The sequence below is a fragment of the Chryseobacterium sp. WLY505 genome (assembly GCF_030846215.1).
Lineage (GTDB): Bacteria > Bacteroidota > Bacteroidia > Flavobacteriales > Weeksellaceae > Chryseobacterium.
In genome coordinates this window covers 25,663-44,287 of sequence record NZ_JAVCWI010000016.1, presented here as the reverse complement: position 1 = coordinate 44,287, position 18,625 = coordinate 25,663, and the positions used below count along the sequence as shown (strand labels likewise).

The 18,625-nt window shown below is 37.6% G+C and carries 16 protein-coding genes; 8 read left to right on the top strand and 8 right to left on the bottom strand.

All coding sequences use genetic code 11. The features are described from left to right. Positions 1-13: 13 nt before the first annotated feature. Both RAH34_RS21285 and RAH34_RS21280 read right to left on the bottom strand, forming a co-directional pair. On the bottom strand, positions 14-166 hold the full coding sequence (locus RAH34_RS21285; RefSeq protein ID WP_306597463.1) for a hypothetical protein: 153 nt from the start codon (positions 164-166) through the stop codon (positions 14-16). Positions 167-189: 23 nt separating this feature from the next. Beyond that, positions 190-1,053, bottom strand: coding sequence for a LysR family transcriptional regulator (locus RAH34_RS21280; protein WP_306597462.1), 864 nt, complete (start codon positions 1,051-1,053; stop codon positions 190-192). A gap of 94 nt (positions 1,054-1,147) precedes the next feature. Here RAH34_RS21280 and RAH34_RS21275 point away from each other — a divergent pair, with 94 nt between their 5' ends. Both RAH34_RS21275 and RAH34_RS21270 read left to right on the top strand, forming a co-directional pair. Continuing rightward, entirely contained in the window at positions 1,148-2,125 is a 978-nt protein-coding gene (locus tag RAH34_RS21275; protein ID WP_306597461.1) for an alpha/beta fold hydrolase, read from the top strand. 49 nt (positions 2,126-2,174) lie between these two features. Beyond that, a complete protein-coding gene (locus tag RAH34_RS21270; RefSeq protein WP_306597460.1) occupies positions 2,175-3,137 on the top strand; it encodes a zinc-binding dehydrogenase in 963 nt (320 codons plus the stop codon). Between the two features lie 105 nt (positions 3,138-3,242). On the opposite strand, the gene RAH34_RS21265 is transcribed toward RAH34_RS21270, so the two are convergent. The 3 genes from RAH34_RS21265 to RAH34_RS21255 all read right to left on the bottom strand — a co-directional run bounded on the left by RAH34_RS21265 (position 3,243) and on the right by RAH34_RS21255 (position 5,035). Next, complete coding sequence (locus RAH34_RS21265; RefSeq protein WP_120231731.1) at positions 3,243-3,704, bottom strand: MaoC family dehydratase; 462 nt, start codon at positions 3,702-3,704, stop codon at positions 3,243-3,245. A gap of 349 nt (positions 3,705-4,053) precedes the next feature. After that, positions 4,054-4,248 carry a cold-shock protein gene (locus RAH34_RS21260; RefSeq protein WP_123279622.1) on the bottom strand — a complete coding sequence of 65 codons (195 nt, stop codon included), beginning with the start codon at positions 4,246-4,248 and terminating at the stop codon, positions 4,054-4,056. A gap of 55 nt (positions 4,249-4,303) precedes the next feature. Continuing rightward, a complete protein-coding gene (locus RAH34_RS21255; RefSeq protein WP_306597459.1) occupies positions 4,304-5,035 on the bottom strand; it encodes a DEAD/DEAH box helicase in 732 nt (243 codons plus the stop codon). A gap of 429 nt (positions 5,036-5,464) precedes the next feature. Here RAH34_RS21255 and RAH34_RS21250 point away from each other — a divergent pair, with 429 nt between their 5' ends. Together RAH34_RS21250 and RAH34_RS21245 are read left to right on the top strand one after the other, a co-directional pair. Next, entirely contained in the window at positions 5,465-6,412 is a 948-nt protein-coding gene (locus RAH34_RS21250; protein ID WP_306597458.1) for a beta-1,6-N-acetylglucosaminyltransferase, read from the top strand. A gap of 110 nt (positions 6,413-6,522) precedes the next feature. Continuing rightward, the gene (locus RAH34_RS21245) at positions 6,523-7,734 is read left to right on the top strand and encodes a winged helix-turn-helix domain-containing protein (protein WP_306597457.1); all 1,212 of its coding nucleotides are present in this window, start codon (positions 6,523-6,525) and stop codon (positions 7,732-7,734) included. Positions 7,735-7,907: 173 nt separating this feature from the next. On the opposite strand, the gene RAH34_RS21240 is transcribed toward RAH34_RS21245, so the two are convergent. The 3 genes from RAH34_RS21240 to RAH34_RS21230 all read right to left on the bottom strand — a co-directional run bounded on the left by RAH34_RS21240 (position 7,908) and on the right by RAH34_RS21230 (position 11,650). Continuing rightward, positions 7,908-9,416, bottom strand: a complete 1,509-nt coding sequence (locus RAH34_RS21240) for an adenosine kinase (RefSeq protein WP_306597456.1) — start codon at positions 9,414-9,416, stop codon at positions 7,908-7,910. Between the two features lie 176 nt (positions 9,417-9,592). Next, positions 9,593-10,513, bottom strand: a complete 921-nt coding sequence (locus RAH34_RS21235) for an AraC family transcriptional regulator (RefSeq protein ID WP_306597487.1) — start codon at positions 10,511-10,513, stop codon at positions 9,593-9,595. 225 nt (positions 10,514-10,738) lie between these two features. Beyond that, positions 10,739-11,650, bottom strand: a complete 912-nt coding sequence (locus tag RAH34_RS21230) for an SDR family oxidoreductase (RefSeq protein ID WP_306597455.1) — start codon at positions 11,648-11,650, stop codon at positions 10,739-10,741. A gap of 217 nt (positions 11,651-11,867) precedes the next feature. On the opposite strand from RAH34_RS21230, the gene RAH34_RS21225 reads away from it, so the two are divergent. The 4 genes from RAH34_RS21225 to RAH34_RS21210 all read left to right on the top strand — a co-directional run bounded on the left by RAH34_RS21225 (position 11,868) and on the right by RAH34_RS21210 (position 18,133). Continuing rightward, entirely contained in the window at positions 11,868-12,302 is a 435-nt protein-coding gene (locus RAH34_RS21225) for a hypothetical protein (protein ID WP_306597454.1), read from the top strand. 106 nt (positions 12,303-12,408) lie between these two features. Beyond that, on the top strand, positions 12,409-13,494 hold the full coding sequence (locus RAH34_RS21220; RefSeq protein ID WP_306597453.1) for an efflux RND transporter periplasmic adaptor subunit: 1,086 nt from the start codon (positions 12,409-12,411) through the stop codon (positions 13,492-13,494). Positions 13,495-13,509: 15 nt separating this feature from the next. After that, positions 13,510-16,671 (top strand): efflux RND transporter permease subunit, encoded by a 3,162-nt coding sequence (locus tag RAH34_RS21215; RefSeq protein WP_076595625.1) that lies wholly within the window; start codon positions 13,510-13,512, stop codon positions 16,669-16,671. Continuing rightward, positions 16,664-18,133: a TolC family protein gene (locus RAH34_RS21210; RefSeq protein ID WP_306597452.1), complete on the top strand. Its 1,470-nt coding sequence runs from the start codon at positions 16,664-16,666 to the stop codon at positions 18,131-18,133. Before RAH34_RS21215 ends, RAH34_RS21210 begins: the two co-directional genes overlap by 8 nt. Positions 18,134-18,625: the final 492 nt, after the last annotated feature.

The following is an 18,625-nucleotide window of genomic DNA, read 5'->3' as shown; positions in this document are numbered from 1 at the left end:
AATGACTGTAGTGCTATTCTTTAAAATCTGTAGATGAGGAAAGTTCCTTCCAATATTGTATCTGTTCTAAAGACATTAAACTGCCATCATCTTGGGGAAAATCACTTGATAAAGTTCTACATTTATTCCTGTAAAACTCATCAAGGGTCTCGGTAGTTTTTGCCATAGCCTTTATTTTCCTGTTAAAATTTATACCTCTAAATGCATATCAATAAAACATTGTAATGCCCTTGACTGCGGTCCGTCTTTTCTAAAAACAAGAATGGTATTCATCGTTCCCAGCTGCTTATTCAGTCCATAGGTCTTAATTCCTCTTCCTGCATAATATTTAGTAACCACTTCTTCCGGCAATATGCTGACTCCCAACCCTGCTTCCACAAAGTTGATGACTCCTTCAATAGAATTCAAAACTGTACTTTTATAATTAAGAATTCCTTTGTGGCTTAACCAGGATTCTAATCTTTCCCTGAAAATACATCCTTCATCAAAAACCACTATTTTCAAGGGTTCTTTATCCATCAATGTCTGCAGATCCGGGCCTTTTGAGGAAGCCAGAATCACAAGCTGTTCTTCCTTAATGCAGATTTTCTCCAGTCCTTTGGCATTCACAGGAGCGGAAACAAAGGCAGCATCCAGGTTGTAATTCAAAACATCAGACAGCACTGAATCTCTGGTATCTGATTTGAACTCAAGCTCAATATCAGGATATTTTTCATCAAAAGTATTGAGGATTTCCGGAACTTTTAAGGCCATGGTTGTTTCTATACAGCCTATTTTCAGGCATCCTCTGATATTATCACCACTCCGGATATTATTTTTTGCTTCTTCCACCAAATGCTGAATCTGTTTTGAATACTGCATCAGGATCATCCCTTCAGAAGTAAGCTCTACCCTTCTGGATGTACGGGAGAAAAGCTTTGTATCAAATTCATCTTCAAGGTTTTTTATTCTTGCCGTAACGTTCGACTGAACCGTAAACATCACAGAAGCTGCCTTTGTAAAACTTCCCGTTTCAGCTACGGCTTCAAATATTTTTAAATCATTAATGTTCATTTTAATTAATCATTATTAGTGATTCAATCCATTATAATTAATCGTTTTTAATAATCAAATATCCGTATTAATTTTGGACTATCAAAAAAAATAAATGAAAAAAATTTCAAGACAATTCATTGCAGGTGTATCAGTTGCCCTTTTCAATGGCACTATGACAATGGCACAAAACAATCAAAAATTATATGTAAATAATCACATTATGGAAAATCACCCTGTTCACTACCGCAACGTCAAAGTAAATGATTTAAATCTGTTTTACAGAGAATCAGGTCCGGCCAATGCACCAACGATACTTCTTCTGCACGGATATCCTACTTCATCTCATATGTTCAGAAATCTAATCCCTATTTTGAGCAAAAAATACCATGTCGTAGCACCGGATCTGCCGGGATTCGGATATTCTGAAGCTCCGGATCATAAGGAGTTCTCTTATACCTTCGACAATCTTGCAGTAACAATGCAGGCATTTACAGAAAAGCTGAATATGAAACGTTTTGCTATTTACATCTTTGATTATGGTGCTCCGGTAGGTTTACGTCTCGCGATGAACAATCCTGAGAAAATTACAGGGATCGTTTCACAAAACGGAAATGCGTATGAAGAAGGATTAAGCAATGAATGGAATCCGATCCAAAAATACTGGCAGGACACAACGGAAGCCAACCGTCTTGCATTAAAAGGTTTTGTTTCTAAAGAAGTTACTTTGTTTCAGTACCAGCATGGTGTTTCTGATCCTTCTTTGATTGCCCCGGAAGCCTATACCCTTGATCAAAAATTCCTTGACCGACCTGGAAATATTGAAATCCAGCTGGATCTGGTTAAAGATTACAGAACCAATGTGGCTTTATATCCAAAATTCCATGAATATTTCAGAAAGTATCTGCCCAAATTATTACTGGTATGGGGGAACAAAGATCCCTATTTCCTACCTGCAGGAGCCGAAGCTTATAAAAAGGACTTACCGGAAGCGAAATTAAAATTTTATGACACCGGACACTTTGCCCTGGAAACCCATGCTGAAGAAATAGGTGCTGAAATCTTTGAATTTATGGGGACATTACCTCGATAGTACCTATCACTATTGAATCAATTTTAAGAAATAAGCGAAACATTTCATTATGAAGACAATTGTCATTAAAAACTATGGCGGACCGGAAGTTCTGCAGCTTGCGGAAATGCCTGTTCCTATTATAACCAACCCTTCTCAGGTAATAGTAAAAGTAAGGGCTACTTCTATAAACCCTCTTGATTATCAGATAAGACGGGGAGATTATGCATCATTTTTCGAACTCCCTATTATAACGGGTCATGATATCGCTGGTGATATTATTGCAGTAGGTGAAGCGGTCAAACAATGGAAACCTGGTGATAAAGTATACTATTCTCCCCGCTTTGGCGGCTCCGGAAGTTATACGGAATATCACCTTACTGATGAATCTTCACTATCCAGAATGCCGGAGAACATCAGCTATGAAGAAGCTGCTTCCATTCCTCTTATCGGAGGAACGGTTTGGGAAATGCTTGTGGTAAGAGCTCAATTAAAAAAGGGAGACAGCATTCTTATCCTTGGCGGAGCCGGAGGTGTTGGAACTCTTGCCATACAAATCGCCAAGGCATTTGGGGCTTTTGTCTACACTACCGGGCAAAGCATTCTGCATGAGGAATTAAAAAACCTTGGAGCAGATGTTGTCATTGATCACCATAAAGAAAACTGGATCGAGGAAATACAGACCTATACTAAAAGAAAGGGTGTAAATGTAATTATTGATACTGTAGGAGGAACAACACTTTCCGACAGTCCACTTGCTTTAGCGGATTATGGTTCTGTGGTAACGCTGGTAGATATTCCGCAACCTCAAAACCTTATCAATGCCTGGGAAAAAAATGCCACCTATCATTTTGTTTTTACCCGACAAAGCAGGGATGAGCTGCATCAGATCACTGAATTAATTGAAAACGGACAAGTAAAACCTGTGATAGACAGTATATATCCGCTTGAAGAGGTTCAAAAAGCCCATCAAAGAATAGAGGATTCTAAACGGGACAGACCTTTATTGGGGAAGATTGTACTTACAGTGTAATTATTTTATAAGAAGGTCTTCAAAATCGAAAACATCATTGTATTCAATGATGTTTTCGATTTTGTAAAATGCAAAATATTAACAACCTGAACACTCACAATAAAATCAATCTTTAAAATGATAAAGGAAAATCACATCTCCAGTATAGGCAGGTTTCACATGGTCTTTAATCAGAAGTTTGGCCTCCACGATTGCTTTTACAGTTCCTCTGAGGTTAGTAACAGATTTTACGGTTGCCTGTAGTTTTACCTCACTATTTACGGGAACAGCTTCTCCAAACTTAAGATTTTCTATTCCGTAATTGATTTCCATTTTTACATTTCTCACATCTGCAATCTGTTTCCAGAGATAGGGAATCAAAGATAATGTTAAATACCCATGAGCAATGGTTGATTTAAAAGGGCCTTCTTTCTCTGCCTTTTTCTGATCTGTATGAATCCACTGCTGATCCAGGGTGGCATCTGCAAATCTATTAATCTGATCCTGACTTATCGTATGCCAGGCAGAATCTCCCAGCATTTGCCCTTCAAGAGACTTATACTCATTAAAATTATTAATAATAATCATATCTTTTTCTGAACCTTTTAGGAATTACAATATGTACAGCTCAATCATTATCACCGTAGCCGAGTGTATATTAAGTCTGCATATTTATGTCTCAGGCATCTGCTCTTAGTCTGTCAATATTCAGACCAATTGCTACCTTATTTTCTTAAATCCCTGAAAACCTCTTACATAAAAGTAAGAGGCTAATGAACATCATGAAAATAAAAAGTAATCCGTATTACATCAATGTTCTTTCAGACAATATATCCAGATCCAGAAGTTTCATGGATTTGAATAAGAAAAAATATAAAATATGAGGCTTGATATGGCAAAGTATATTATTTCAACATATTTGCAATTAAGACTTTTATTATGCCAACTTTACGTTAACAGCATTTAAACCTTTATCGCTTTTTTGTATATCAAAAACTACTTTATCATTTTCACGGATCATTCTTGTGTTTAATCCTGAAGAATGTACGAATATATCTTTACTTCCGTCTGCCGGAGTAATAAAACCGAAGCCTTTTGCTTCATTGAAAAATTTTACGGTGCCTTCTTGCATTGTAATTGTTATTAAAAAATTGTGTATTATGATCTGTAAACGCTACAGATTTTATTTATGATATTCTGAGAGGTATTGTGCTTCCCATCAATGGTTGAATATTTTTAAGATCCGGGTGCTTCATCGTCTGTGGTATTGAAGATGCAGGATCTGCAATAATCTCTACAGGCTTGTTCAGGATTGCTTTGGCGAAATATTTTAAACTTCCCGGCATTGCAGCAGAAAAAAGCAGGTTTTGTCTTCTATGAGAAACCAGATTTAATATTTTTTTTATATGGTTAGCGAATCCCATATCAAGCATTTTATCGGCATCATCTAAAACAAACAGCTCAATTTTAGAAAGATCAATATGTCTCTGATTTTCTACATCAAGCAATCCTCCGGGTGTTGCCACAAGAACATCTACTCTTTTTCTCAGTGCAGCAAGCTGGCTTCCAATGGAAACCCCTTCATAAATAGAAAGCAGAGATAATGGTAAATATTTACTGTAGATTTTAAAATTCTCTTCTATCTGTATTGCCAGTTCCTGAGTGGGTGTAAGTATTAAAGTTCTTATTTCTTTATGATCCGGAGTTTGTCTTTTCAGCAGCTGTAAAATAGGCATCGCAAATGCAGCTGTTTTTCCAGCACCTGCCTGTGCAGACACTATAATATCTCTTCCTGCCAAAATATACGGAATTGCAGAATACTGTATTTCAGTAGGCCTGGAATATCCGGCTTCTGTCACTGCACGGATAATAGGATTAATTAGATTTAAATTTTTAAAATTCATTATAAATTCCGGCATTCCCGGTATCTTAAAACAAATCTGTTGATCAGAATTTGAATCGGTATATTATAATGACAAACAAAAGAGTATTCTTTTCTGTTCATCTTTCTCTTGCTTCAGCTACAATAATATTTTTATCTATATTACGAATGGCCCGGCAATAACGTGTCGCTCTTATCTACAATAGAACTTTATAATCTCTTATTTCCACTATGAAAACAAAGGCTATAAATTGGTAGCTGAAAAAGCAAAACTGAAAGAAAAAAGTGATTTTAAACTATGACAGAATAGCAAAGGCAGTGACCTGTTTTTATAAATGTTCTGCAAACCTACAATAAAAAAAACGAACACCACCTTATTTAATCAACTGATTATCAAAAATTTATTCGTACCTTCTGCAAATTAACCAAATTATTTGCTGACGCGGATGATTTTAAACTCCGGAATATGCAAGCTTCCTCCCCCATCCCTCAATCTGCTCCCAGAATATCAGAATCCCATTCCGGCCCACATGTAAGAATTGCTTATTTCATTATGATACATCATAAACCTGAAGTATTTAAAAGCATGTTTGAGAAAATCTATACAAGGGATCAGTTTTATCTTATCCATATTGATAAAAAAGCGAAACAAGAGTTCATTGAAGAAATACAACTTTATATCGTTCATTTTCCCAATGTCTATATTCTGGACAGTATGAATATAGTTTCGGGAGGTTTCAACATCGTTCAGGCAGAATTGAACGCTATGGAATTCCTCCTGAATGTAAGCAAAGAATGGGATTATTTTATTAATCTGAGCGGTGAAGATTATCCACTGAAATCACAAAATATTATCCGTAAATTTCTTACGACCAATAAAGGCAGGAATTATCTTTTTTATTATGATCAGAAGTTTTACAGACCCGACACGCTGAAAAGAATACAAAATCACTTTACAGAATTGGCTTATGTTATTTCATCTTTCATCTACAAAAGATCTTTTATGAAAGATGTGATTCCTTATATAGGTGGTAAATGGTTTATGTTTACAAGAGAAACCTGCTTATTTTTAACAAACAACAAAATGGTAATGGATTTTGAAGACTATTATCTTCATACTTTTTTACCTGCAGATTCATTTTTTCAGACTGTTCTTATGAATACATCGTTCAATGATATTATCGTCAATGATGATAAAAGAGCAGTACTTGAGACCTCCTTTTTTCAAAATACACAGAATACATTCAATTATATTCAATCATTAAAATCCGGTAATCAGCTTTTCATCAGAAAGGTTAACAAAAAAACGGATGAAAGTATCAGAAAGTATATTGAAGAAAGCTACCTTACTCCCCTTCCTTATATAAATGAAGTAGAAAGAGAATTGAAAAGAAATAACCGTCAAAACAACTGATTTTTGCACTTCATCCTCAATATACTTAAGTCAGATAGTCTTTAATGTTTTTCTGCCAAATCATTATATTTGGAGGAACATCATCAAACGTGCTTTATTCAAATTAAAATATGGAAAAGAAGCTGACACCGGAACACTTAAAACTGCTAACATTAGACAGTCAGGGATTAACACAAAATACACCATTCGGAACCGGAAAAACTGCAGTTTTGAACGCTTTGGAACATCTCGGATATATACAGATTGATACGTTATCTATGGTAGAGCGGGCGCATCATCATACACTCTGGACAAGAATTCCGGATTTTCGGGCAAATGATCTGGAAGAACTGGTAGAAGAACGTAAAGTATTTGAGTATTGGTTTCATGCTGCTTCTTACCTTCCGATGCAGGATTTCCGATATGTTTTGCCTCAGATGCTGATGATTAAAAGAGGGGAATCCCGTTATTACAATGCTGATCCTAAAGTGATGAAGTATGTAGTAGATAACATCCGTAATGAAGGGCCTAAAAGAGCAAGAGATTTTGAAAATGAAAGCCATAAAGCAGGAAGCTGGTGGAATTGGAAACCTGCCAAACTCGCTCTTGAAAGACTTTTCATGCAGGGAGACCTGATGATCAGCGGACGTTCCGGAATGCAGAAGACCTATGATCTGGCTGAAAGGGTTTTGCCATCCTTCATCGACACTACGGAACCTACTCCACTTGAGTTTGCTGAATATCTGGTGAAAACCAATCTGCGAGCGTATGGATTTACAACGTTAAAACAAATCACTCACCTCAGAAAAGGAAATGATTTAAAAACGAATGTCAATAAGGTTTTACAGATGATGCTTGAAGAAGATAAAATATCAAAAGTGACTATTGAAGGAGGATCTTCTGTTTTTGTTCAAAATGAAATGCTGGAAAGAACATTTGACCAGGCAAGTTCCAGTGTATGGCTTCTGTCTCCGTTTGACAATTCCATTATTCATCGGGAGCGGATTAAACAGATTTTTGATTTTGATTTCCGTCTGGAATGCTATACTCCAAAGGAAAAAAGACAGTACGGTTATTTCTGCCTGCCTATCCTGTTTGCAGATCAGTTTATCGGAAGGGTTGACTGTAAAGCTCACAGAAAAGAAAAAAAACTGGAGCTTATTCATTTACATATTGAAAACAGTACTATTGACCTTGATTTATGGCTTAAGCCTTTTGCAGAAACCATAAAACGTTTTGCCATTTTCAATGGTTGCGAATCTTTGGTTCTGACTAAAGTAAGTCCATCAAAGCTGGGTTCTTCTGTAAAAAAGGAATTGTCCAGATTAAAGTTTAAAAAGTAATCGATAGCTATTTAAAAGACAAAAGGCTGTCTCAAAGGTCAAATAACTTGGCTTTTGTCATTCTGACGAAGAAAGAATCTTATTGATAACCAAATATATGAGATTCTTCACTACATTTCATTTCATTCAGAATGACACTTTTGAGACAGCCTCTTTTTTCAGGATAATTCCGATTAATTTAATTTCTGATTTGTTTTCTGAACAAAATCATTCCATTGCTGGTTCAAATAAGTTATTGCTTTCTTTTTTTCACCATCGTTCATAGAAGAATAATTAATGGAATTAAAAACCAGTTTTTTCAATGCTTTCACATTAAGTTCCCAATAGATCTGTGTTACCCAAAAATCATAGCTCAGACCTGTGTATCCGTACACTGAAGGATCATCACTGTTAATGGAACATTGTACTCCATTGCTCAATAAGACTCTTGCCGGATGATTTCTCAAGTCACTTACATATCCTAAGATCTGATTACTAAGTGGACTTACCTCTACCAGCCTATCCTGTTTTCTGATCTGTTCCATCGTTTTTGGGAAATAGATCAGGTTCAGTCCATGACCGATTCTCTTATTGTTTAGCAGCGCTACATCCAGAATATTTTTATTCAGGATAGAAGTACTTTCGCCTGCATGAAGGAAAAGAGGCAGTTCCACGCCATATTTTTTACTAAGTATGTTCATTTTTGACCAGCTTTTCTCAAAAAAGCTGATATGATGCCCTGCTGCTTCATCTGCCACAAGATCAAAGCCTGAGATCATATCCGGAAATTCTTTCTTCATTTCAAATGCCGTTTCCAGCTGCTTTTCAATGTTTTCATTATCAAAGAATTTGAAGCTTGAATAGATCAGTTTCAGAGTGAACTGCGGGTATGATTTCTGTACTTCTTTAAGAATATCCTGAAGATCTGTGATTGTAGTTTTCAAAGGATATTTTCCATGCTGAAAATCATAAAGTTCATCAAAGATATATCTGATTTCTACGTGCTGTACTTTGTCTTTTATCAAATCCTGAAATCCTTTCAGATAATATGCCTTAAAGAAAGGACGGTACGGAAGCAGCAGACCGATGCGCTTAAAACGTTTTTCAAATTCAATCCAATAATCTGTGTAAGAGCAAAAGTTATCACGTTTCAGCGTAAGAAGGTTTTCCAACTCCTTTTCAAAACCGGGTGTTGAGGTCAGCTTTTTATCAAGGCTTACAAATCCTTCCGGAACTTTTCCTTTTTCAAAAAAGGCCAGCTGTCCGGAAATATACTGATCATTATCCTTCTGATCGAAAACATAGCATTCCTGATATTTTCTGGCAGCCGAAATAATCCATTTCACGTCTGTAATTCCCCCACTGTGGGTATGCAACAGACCTCCTTTCGGCATGGTCTGAAGGATTTCAAACATTTTGCTGCTTTCTATTAATGGTTTTAATTCATTAAAAGAGCTGTTATATAAAGATATTTTCTTTGCTTCCGATTCATTGAGAAACTGTTTACGAATCTGGAAGAGTTTTTTATCCAAAGTCATTTCTGCATCGGACAATTTTATGTCAGCATCAAATGCCATGGCTGCATTTTCTTTCTCTGATAACGCCAGGTTTTGTTGGTATGCAGATTCTTCAGTCACTTTACCTTGCCCCCAAAATAAGGGTGCTGCAAAAAGCGATATATAAATAAGGTATTTTTTCATCATACTAAATATTGGAGGGGTTTGTACTATCAGTTATGTTTTAAACCGATAAAATAAAAGTAGCTTGTTATAGCAAAAATTGTGCAAAATATAGCTAATTCAAAAATAAGATTAATTTTTTTGTAAAAAAACCTTCCGATATTTCTTTTTCTAACCTATTAAAGTTGATTCTGTGTTTTTTACTGAAAAGAAGTCCTGAACTCCAGGGGAGAAAGATTGGTTTTATTTTTAAACAGCTTGGTAAAGGATTGGGGATACTCAAAACCTAGTTCATAAGCAATCTCACTTACGGATAAGCTGGTGGTAGAAAGCTTTTCTTTTGCTTTTTTAATCAGTTTATCATGAATGAACTGCTGAGTGCTCTGTCCGGTAAGCGTTTTCAATAAACGGCTGAGATAATTGGGAGAAATACCAAGCTCATCGGCCACAAACTGTACGGTAGGCAATCCTTTTGATATTAAATCATGATCATTGAAATAATCCTCCAGCAAAACTTCCAAACGGTTGAGAATGGTATGATGAGTCACTTTTCTGGTGATAAACTGACGCTCATAAAATCTTTCTGAATAATTAAGTAAGGTTTCAATATGGGAAATGATAATATTCTGGCTGAATTTATCAACCACCGAATGGTATTCCCGCTCAATATTTTCTAGAATTCCATTGATGGTAAGTTCTTCTTTTTTTGAAAGGAATAAAGCTTCGTTCACCGAATAATCAAAAAAATCATACTGGTTGATGGTCTTCGCCAGCGAAGTATGCCATAGAAAATCCGGGTGAATCAGCAGCATCCAGCCGGATTGGTTTTCCTGCACGTTGGGATCTGCTTCTATTCTGAAAATCTGCTTTGGGGAAATAAAAAACAGCGTTCCTTCATCAAAATCATATTCCTGCTGGCCGTACTTCAACTTCCCATTCATGCCTGTTTTTAAAGAAATCTGATAAAAATCCAGCATCCAGTTGACCTCACCGATATCAGCGGGTCGCTTTACCTCTTTATAATCAATTACACTGATCAACGGATGTTCAGGAGGAGGCAATCCTCTAGAACGGTGAAATTCTGTGATGGTTTTTATTCTTTTTATAGCCCGCTGTTCCATATCTATAAAATTACAAATTGTTTTACAGTGAATGCTGCCATTTTTCCCTGAATATTGCTTAAACTTTTGTGGTTTATATTTTCCCACAGATTGCACTGATTTTCACAGATGTTTGTGGTTAAAGGAGTGCGTTGTTTTATTCTTAGGTGTACTCTTCAGCGTAAGAATATACTCTTTTTATTACTAAAATGCTTAAAAACTTTTGTGGCTTTTGCGGTTCACTATTTACGCTTCATCATTTTGATAAGCTTCAGCAAATTCTTTTGCAAAGTCTGCCAACTTTACTTTCCCCAAGACAGGCTGATGCTGATCGTAATCTTCGTAGAGAATGCCACTGCCCTGGCTTGCCTGTGTTTCTACAAAACCCTTAGCCACCTGTTCATTGAAACCGATATCCAGCCAGTTTTTCAATAATTCTTCATCGGAGATTATTTTCCACTCAAGATCCGGCTTTCCAATTGCTTTACCCAATGCTTTTGCAATTTCATCAGGAGAAACTTCATCACTGGCGACATAACGTACTGTTCGTTCTACAAATGGTTTTTCTGTTTCTTCCGCTACAACAGCTGCAATATCCAACGGAGAAACCCAGGGCTCTTTCTGATCTCCTCCCCAATTGGAAATAATAGCTCCTTTATTTTTAATTGTGCTGATGAATGAAAACATATTGAAATAAATGCCTACCGGACGGATAAATTTAATGCTAACATCATCCTGAAGCTGTTTTAAAATCTGTTCTACATGATGATGAAATACAATAATGCCCGTTCCTTTATCCGTGTGCGCTCCGATACTGCTAAGATGGATTATTTTCTTAACCCCCGAACGTTCCACAGCCCCTTTGTAATGATGACCAATTTCACTGATTTTTTCAATAAAATCAATATTTTTATCAAATAAATCACCTGCTGCTTCCATGGTTTCCATCAGATACACAATATCTGCTCCTGTGAATGTTTTGGTTAGAAAATCAGGATCAAACATACTGCCGATAGCTGCTTTTGCGCCCAAAGCTTCAATGGCTTCCCTTCTCTTTTCAGTACTGCTTATTACCGTTACGGTGTGTCCTTTCTCTACCAGTTCTTTTGTAAGTGGTTTTCCAATGTTCCCGATGGAACCTGTTAAAACAATATTCATTTCTTTAATTTTTTGTTGGGGTAAAATTCCGAAATGCCAGTAAAGAAGACTTCGCCGGATCTATCTTCTCTTTAGCCAAAAAAGCATAAACGAGAAATACCTTTATTTTTTCAATAAAACAGCCTGCTTTTTAACACTTTTTTAATCTTTAACGGTTGCACTTATTTTGAACTTTACCTACCTTTGCCTCTGGATGCGGAAAAGATTTTATCAATATTTGTACAGCTTATTATTTGCGTTGCTTACCGTTTTAGGATGGTACTATGGGCAAATTCAGCAGTATATTTCAACGGATATTTCTTCTGATCTTCATTTTACCACTGATCTTCTTGTTCATCAGAAAAAGAGTTTCAAAGAATCTTTTGCCTTTCTCAAAAATCATGAGGCCAATGATGCTTACAATGTCAGCCATCCCCGCTACAACAAAATCAGAGCAAACCTTTCTGAAAATGATAATGAAAATGACGACAATGTAGAATCATCGGGATCTACAGAACTTATTGCTCTTTTCAAAGATGGCTTCTGGCATCTTATTTCAGGCTTTGTCACTACATTTCACAACAGACAAATTGCTGTTTCACTTGCTCAATCAGAACATTTAAAGACCTTACATGATGATCTGTACCTCCAGTACAGGGTCATCCGCCTGTGATTTTTATACTAATTTTTTCGAAAACCTTATCTGCTTTCATTCTTTATGATGAGAGCCGGTAACTCTATTTTTTCAATTATAAATTATTATAAAAACAATATTTATCATGGTCAAGAAAAGTCTCATGTATATCAACTTGTGCCTTATTTTCTTGTTTGCAGGCTGTCAATCTGAAAAAAAGGAAAAAACAGAAGCAGCGTCATTCAACGTTACAAGCCCTCTTATAAAAGATACTTTAGTCAACAAAGATTATGTTGCGCAGATCCGTTCTATCAATCATATTGAGCTTCGTGCCCAGGAAAAAGGATACATCCAGTCTATTTATGTAGATGAAGGGCAGTTTGTACAGAAAGGGCAACTGATGTTCAAAATCATGCCTAATCTTTACGAATCTGATGTAAACCGCGCCAAAGCGGAAACCAAATACGCAGAAATTGAATATCAGAATACCAAAAACCTTTCTGACAAAAACATCGTTGCTCCTCAGGAAATGGCTATGGCTAAAGCAAGATATGAAAAAGCTCAGGCTGAGCTTTCTTCAATGAATACCCATTTGAGATTCACAGAAATCCGTGCTCCCTTTACCGGAATTGTAGGAAAATTACATGTAAGAAAAGGAAGCCTTGTAGATGAAGGCGAACTGGTAACAGAGCTTTCAGACAACAGCAAAATGTGGGTATATTTCAATGTACCGGAAGCTGAATATCTTAATCAGATGGATGCGAAAAAAGATGAGAATCCATTGCATGTACGCCTTAGAATGGCCAATGGCAAAGAGTTCACACAAGACGGTATCGTACAAACCATCGAGTCTGATTTTGACAATGAAACAGGAAATATCGCTTACAGAGCTACTTTCCCGAATCCAAAAGGACTGCTGAGATACGGTGAAACCGGAAACATTGTTATTACTTCTCCTTATGCCAATGCGATGATGATTCCACAGAAAGCAACTTTCGAAGAGCTGGAAAAGAAATATGTCTATGTGATTGGTAAAGATGGTAAAGTACATGCAAGAGAAATAAAAGTAGCTGCCGAATTACCTCATATTTATGTAGTGGCTTCAGGACTTGGAAAGGATGACAGAATCCTACTTGAGGGTCTTAGAATGGTTCAGGAAAACCAAAAGATCAGTTCAAAATATCAGAAACCTGAAAAAGTAATGTCGAACCTGGATCTGTACGCCGAGTAACCCAAAAGCAGCATTATGTTTAAAAAAGTAATACACCGACCGGTTTTCGCCATTGTGATATCGGTTGTGATCCTGTTTATGGGAGGTATCGCCATGAAGCAGCTTCCTACGGAACAGTTTCCAAAAATTGCCCCTACCACTGTAGCCGTTTCTATTGCCTATCCCGGCGCGAGTGCAGATGTATTGGTAAAATCATCTTTGATTACGATTGAAAATGCCATCAATGGAGTTCAGGGAATGCGTTACATCACGACCGATGCCACCAGTGCCGGAGAAGCTACGGTAAACGTCGTCTTTGATCCCGGAACCGATCCCAATGAGGCGGTAGTTCTGGTAAAAACCAGAGTGGATCAGGTTATGCCTTTATTACCCGAACTTGTACAGAAAGAAGGTGTTGTGGTAAACCCGATTCAGCCGAGTATGCTGATGTACGTAAACCTTTACAGTACGAATAAAAGTATGGATGAAAAATTCCTGTACAACTACTCTATGGTAAATATCATCCCGGAGATCAACCGTATCCACGGAATTGCAAAATCTCAGATTCTGGGTAGCCGAAGATATGCCATGCGTATCTGGCTGAATCCTGACCGTATGCGTGCGTATTCTATTTCTGTAGATGAGGTGATGAAAGCTATTGGCGAACAGAGTATCATCGGACGTCCGGGAAGAATCGGGCAAAGTTCCGGTATTGCGGCACAGTCGCTGGAATATGTATTGACTTATAAAGGACAGTACAACAAACCGGAAGAGTATGAAAATATCATTGTCCGTTCCAATGCAGAAGGAGAAAATGTAAAGCTGAAAGATATTGCCAAGGTAGAGCTTGGAAGTGAGTTCTTTGATATTTATTCCAATCTGGACGGACATCCTTCCGCCTCTATTGTTTTAAAACAGAATTACGGAAGTAATGCCAATGATGTGATCAGAGATGTGAAAGCGAAACTGGCAGAGATGAAAGGGAACTTTCCTCCGGGAGTTGATTATAAAATCAGTTATGACGTATCTCAATTCCTTGATGCTTCTATTGAACAGGTAATGCATACGTTGAGAGATGCGTTTATCCTTGTAGCCATCGTGGTTTTCATTTTCCTTGGAGACTGGCGTTCTACATTGATTCCTATTATTGCCGTACCGGTTTCTCTGATCGGAACTTTCTTTGTCATTCAGTTCTTCGGATTAACCATCAATTTGGTTACTCTTTTCGCATTGGTATTGGCGATCGGTATTGTGGTGGATAATGCCATTGTTGTCATTGAGGCTGTTCACGCCAAAATGGAAGATAGCAATATTTCTCCTTACAAAGCAGTAAAAGAAGTAATGGGTGAAATTGCAGGCGCTATTATTGCGATTACAGCTGTGATGGTAGCCGTGTTCATTCCGATTTCATTTATGACGGGTCCGGTGGGAACTTTCTATCGTCAGTTTTCGATTACTATGGCGAGCTCTATTGTGATTTCTGCAGTAGTAGCGCTTACTTTGACTCCGGTTTTGGCGGCAATGTTATTGAAAAACCATCATGGAAAGCCTAAGAAAGTCAATATTTTCACCAAAGCTTTAGACTCATTTAACAGCGGGTTTGATAAAATAACAGGAAAATACGCTTCATTCCTTAGAAAAATTGTGAGCCGAAAGGTGGTAACATGGGGAATTCTGATTGCTTTCTGTGCCGGAATTGTGATGATTAATAAAGTACTTCCGGGCGGATTTATTCCGAATGAAGACCAGGGAACAATTTATGCGATTATCCAGACACCTCCGGGTTCTACGCTGGAACAAACGAATAAGGTTTCCAGAACGTTGCAGAAAATCTGTATGGGTGTAGATGGTGTGGAATCTGTATCATCTCTGGCAGGATACGAAATCATGACGGAAGGACGTGGATCGAATGCAGGAACCTGTCTGATCAACCTTAAAAGCTGGAACGACCGTGATCATTCTGTAAAGGAAATCATGGAAGAACTGGAAGAAAAATCAAAAGATCTCGGAGCTACCATTGAGTTCTTTGAACCACCGGCTGTACCGGGATTCGGTTCTTCGGGAGGTTTCTCTATGAGACTTCTGGACCTGAACAGAACAACTGATTATCAGGAATTTGATAAAGCCAATAAAGATTTCATTGCACAGCTTAAAAAACGTAAGGAACTTTCAGGAGTATTCACCTTCTTTGCAGCCAATTATCCTCAGTATGAACTGGTATTTGATAATAATGCAGCGATGCAGAAAGGTGTTTCTATCGGAAAAGCGATGGACAACCTCAACATTCTGATCGGTAGTACCTATGAACAGGGCTTTATCCGTTTCGGACAGTTCTTTAAAGTATATGTACAATCGTCTCCGGAATTCAGAAGACTTCCGACAGATATTATGAATCTGTATGTGAAAAATGACCGTGACGAAATGGTGCCTTATTCGGCATTTATGACGATGAAAAAGACACAGGGACCAAACGAAATCACCCGTTACAACATGTACAATTCTGCAGCAATCCGCGGACTTCCGGCTGCAGGATATACTACTGCTGATGCTATTCAGGCCATCAATGAAACGGCAGCTAAAACACTTCCTCACGGATATAAAGTAGCCTGGGAAGGATTGTCTTACGATGAGGCACAGCGTGGGAATGAAGCCATCTATGTATTCCTTGTTGTGCTGGTATTCGTGTATCTGGTTCTGGCAGCTCAGTATGAAAGTTTCCTTATTCCGTTTGCGGTACTTTGCTCTTTACCAGTGGGAGTTTTCGGGTCTTTCTTATTATTAAAAGCGATGGGACTTGAGAATGACATTTACGCACAGGTTGGATTGATCATGATTATCGGATTACTGGGTAAAAATGCAGTACTTATTGTAGAGTTTGCCGTGAAAAGGCGTCAGGCAGGAGATTCTATTCTTGAAGCTGCCGTGGAAGGTTCCAAAGCCCGTTTCAGACCGATTCTGATGACCTCTTTTGCCTTTATTGCAGGATTGGTTCCGCTTGTTTTTGCAAGAGGTGCCGGAGCGATCGGAAACCACACCATTGGAGCGTCTTCACTAGGAGGAATGCTGATAGGAACGTTATTCGGAGTAATTGTAATTCCGGGGCTTTACTACATATTTGCCAAGTGGTCTGATGGTAAAAAAATGATCAAAGACGAAGATGAATCTCCATTAAGCGAAGACATGATCCATTATGAATAAAAGAAAAATATATCAATATGCAGGTCTGGCAGTCGTCTTATTAAGTCTTACTGCCTGTAAACCTATCGAAATAGCAAAGCGTGCTGAAAATAAAACCGTTCCTCAAAAATACGGTTCAGCAGAAAATGACACTATCAATACGGGAAAAATGAAGTGGAATGAATATTTCAGTGATCCTCATCTTCAGGAGCTGATTAGTCAGGCCCTTCAGAATAATCAGGAACTGAATATTGTCCTTCAGGAAATTGAAATGTCTAAAAACGAAATCAAAGCCAAGAAAGGTGAATATCTTCCTTCTGTAGGTTTAAAAGCCGGAGCTGGCGTAGACAAAGTAAGCCGATACACCAATATCGGAGCGATGGAAGCCAATACCGAAATAGAACCCGGCAGAGAAATGCCGGAACCTTTATTTGATTTTGGAGTTGGTGCTCAGGCGCAGTGGGAAACCGATATCTGGGGAAAACTTCATAATGCCACAAGAGCACAAATACAGCGATATCTTGCGAGCATTGAAGGAAAGAACTTCATGACCACTCATCTGATTTCTGAGATTGCCGATTCTTATTATGAACTTCTGGCAATGGATAATGAGCTGGTTATTTTGAATCAGAATATTAAAATTCAGAATGATGCGCTGGAGATTATCAAAGATTTAAAAAAGAATGCCCGATCCAATGAACTGGCCGTGCAGAGATTTGAAGCCCAGGTTCTTAAAACTCAGGGAATGCAGTATGATATCCAGCAGAAGATTGTTGAAACGGAGAATAAGATCAATTATCTGGTGGGAAGATTTCCTCAACCGGTGGAAAGAAGTCAGGATTCTTTTGATTCTGTTGTTCCGCAAGCGGTTTATGGAGGAATTCCTTCTGAATTATTGGAAAACCGCCCGGATATTAAACAGGCTGAATATGAACTGGCTGCTGCCAAGCTTGACATTAAAGTAGCCAAAGCAAGGTTCTACCCTTCTCTTGATCTTTCTGCCGGAGTTGGACTACAGGCTTTTAATCCTTTGTATATCATCAAACCTCAGTCTTTTCTGTTCTCTCTTGCAGGAGAACTTACTGCTCCACTGATCAACCGAAGAGCGATTAAAGCGGCTTATAATAATGCTAATGCCAAACAGATTCAGGCGGTATATCATTATGAGCAGACTGTTTTGGGAGCTTATATTGAGGTAGCGAATCAGCTGTCTAAAATTCATAATCTGGAAAGCAGTGTGAATATCAAAACGAAGGAAGTGAATGCTTTGACAAAGTCTATAGACATTTCCAACGACCTGTTCAAATATGCCCGTGCTGATTATATGGAGGTTTTACTGACTCAAAGAGATGCCCTGGAATCAAGGTTTGAGCTGGTGGAAAAGAAAGTAAACCAACTTAAAGCAAGTGTTGCTGTGTACAGAGCTCTTGGTGGTGGTTGGGACCAAACTCCTTTGGAAGTTCCGGATATTACCAAACAATAAATTCTTTTCAATCTTGTTTTTATAGGAGTCTGCCGTGAGGCAGGCTTCTTTTTTTAGGTTTTGGCTGAAGCCTGATGATTTTTTTAATCTTCGGTAAACGGGCTAAAGCCCGTTTCTATTGAATAGGATAGAACGACTATAAAATAAATAAAAAGTCTACAAAATAAATAGACTTCTTATTTTAATTTTAATTCACACTTGAAAATTAACTTTTTTATCATTTTTTAACATTTACAACAATCCAACCAACAAATTGATAATCAATCCATTACTTCATTAAAATCTAAATACCAACCATTAACCTACTAATTTGGTAGACTAATATGATTTATCTCATATACCTTTTTTGTAAGGGTTCACCTTTTATTAAATAATTTTGACCCAGTTAAAAAAATCATAAACTTTATTCTCATGAATAAGAATACCTTTAATTCTTACCTATGCACCATTACGGTGGCAGCTTCTGCACAGCAAAATTGTTGTGGAATGTCT

Coding starts and splice junctions, on each gene's coding strand:
- RAH34_RS21285 (WP_306597463.1), bottom strand. CDS start 166: ATGGCAAAAACTACCGAGACCCTTGATGAGTTTTACAGGAATAAATGT.
- RAH34_RS21280 (WP_306597462.1), bottom strand. CDS start 1,053: ATGAACATTAATGATTTAAAAATATTTGAAGCCGTAGCTGAAACGGGA.
- RAH34_RS21275 (WP_306597461.1), top strand. CDS start 1,148: ATGAAAAAAATTTCAAGACAATTCATTGCAGGTGTATCAGTTGCCCTT.
- RAH34_RS21270 (WP_306597460.1), top strand. CDS start 2,175: ATGAAGACAATTGTCATTAAAAACTATGGCGGACCGGAAGTTCTGCAG.
- RAH34_RS21265 (WP_120231731.1), bottom strand. CDS start 3,704: ATGATTATTATTAATAATTTTAATGAGTATAAGTCTCTTGAAGGGCAA.
- RAH34_RS21260 (WP_123279622.1), bottom strand. CDS start 4,248: ATGCAAGAAGGCACCGTAAAATTTTTCAATGAAGCAAAAGGCTTCGGT.
- RAH34_RS21255 (WP_306597459.1), bottom strand. CDS start 5,035: ATGCCGGAATTTATAATGAATTTTAAAAATTTAAATCTAATTAATCCT.
- RAH34_RS21250 (WP_306597458.1), top strand. CDS start 5,465: ATGCAAGCTTCCTCCCCCATCCCTCAATCTGCTCCCAGAATATCAGAA.
- RAH34_RS21245 (WP_306597457.1), top strand. CDS start 6,523: ATGGAAAAGAAGCTGACACCGGAACACTTAAAACTGCTAACATTAGAC.
- RAH34_RS21240 (WP_306597456.1), bottom strand. CDS start 9,416: ATGATGAAAAAATACCTTATTTATATATCGCTTTTTGCAGCACCCTTA.
- RAH34_RS21235 (WP_306597487.1), bottom strand. CDS start 10,513: ATGGAACAGCGGGCTATAAAAAGAATAAAAACCATCACAGAATTTCAC.
- RAH34_RS21230 (WP_306597455.1), bottom strand. CDS start 11,650: ATGAATATTGTTTTAACAGGTTCCATCGGGAACATTGGAAAACCACTT.
- RAH34_RS21220 (WP_306597453.1), top strand. CDS start 12,409: ATGGTCAAGAAAAGTCTCATGTATATCAACTTGTGCCTTATTTTCTTG.
- RAH34_RS21215 (WP_076595625.1), top strand. CDS start 13,510: ATGTTTAAAAAAGTAATACACCGACCGGTTTTCGCCATTGTGATATCG.
- RAH34_RS21210 (WP_306597452.1), top strand. CDS start 16,664: ATGAATAAAAGAAAAATATATCAATATGCAGGTCTGGCAGTCGTCTTA.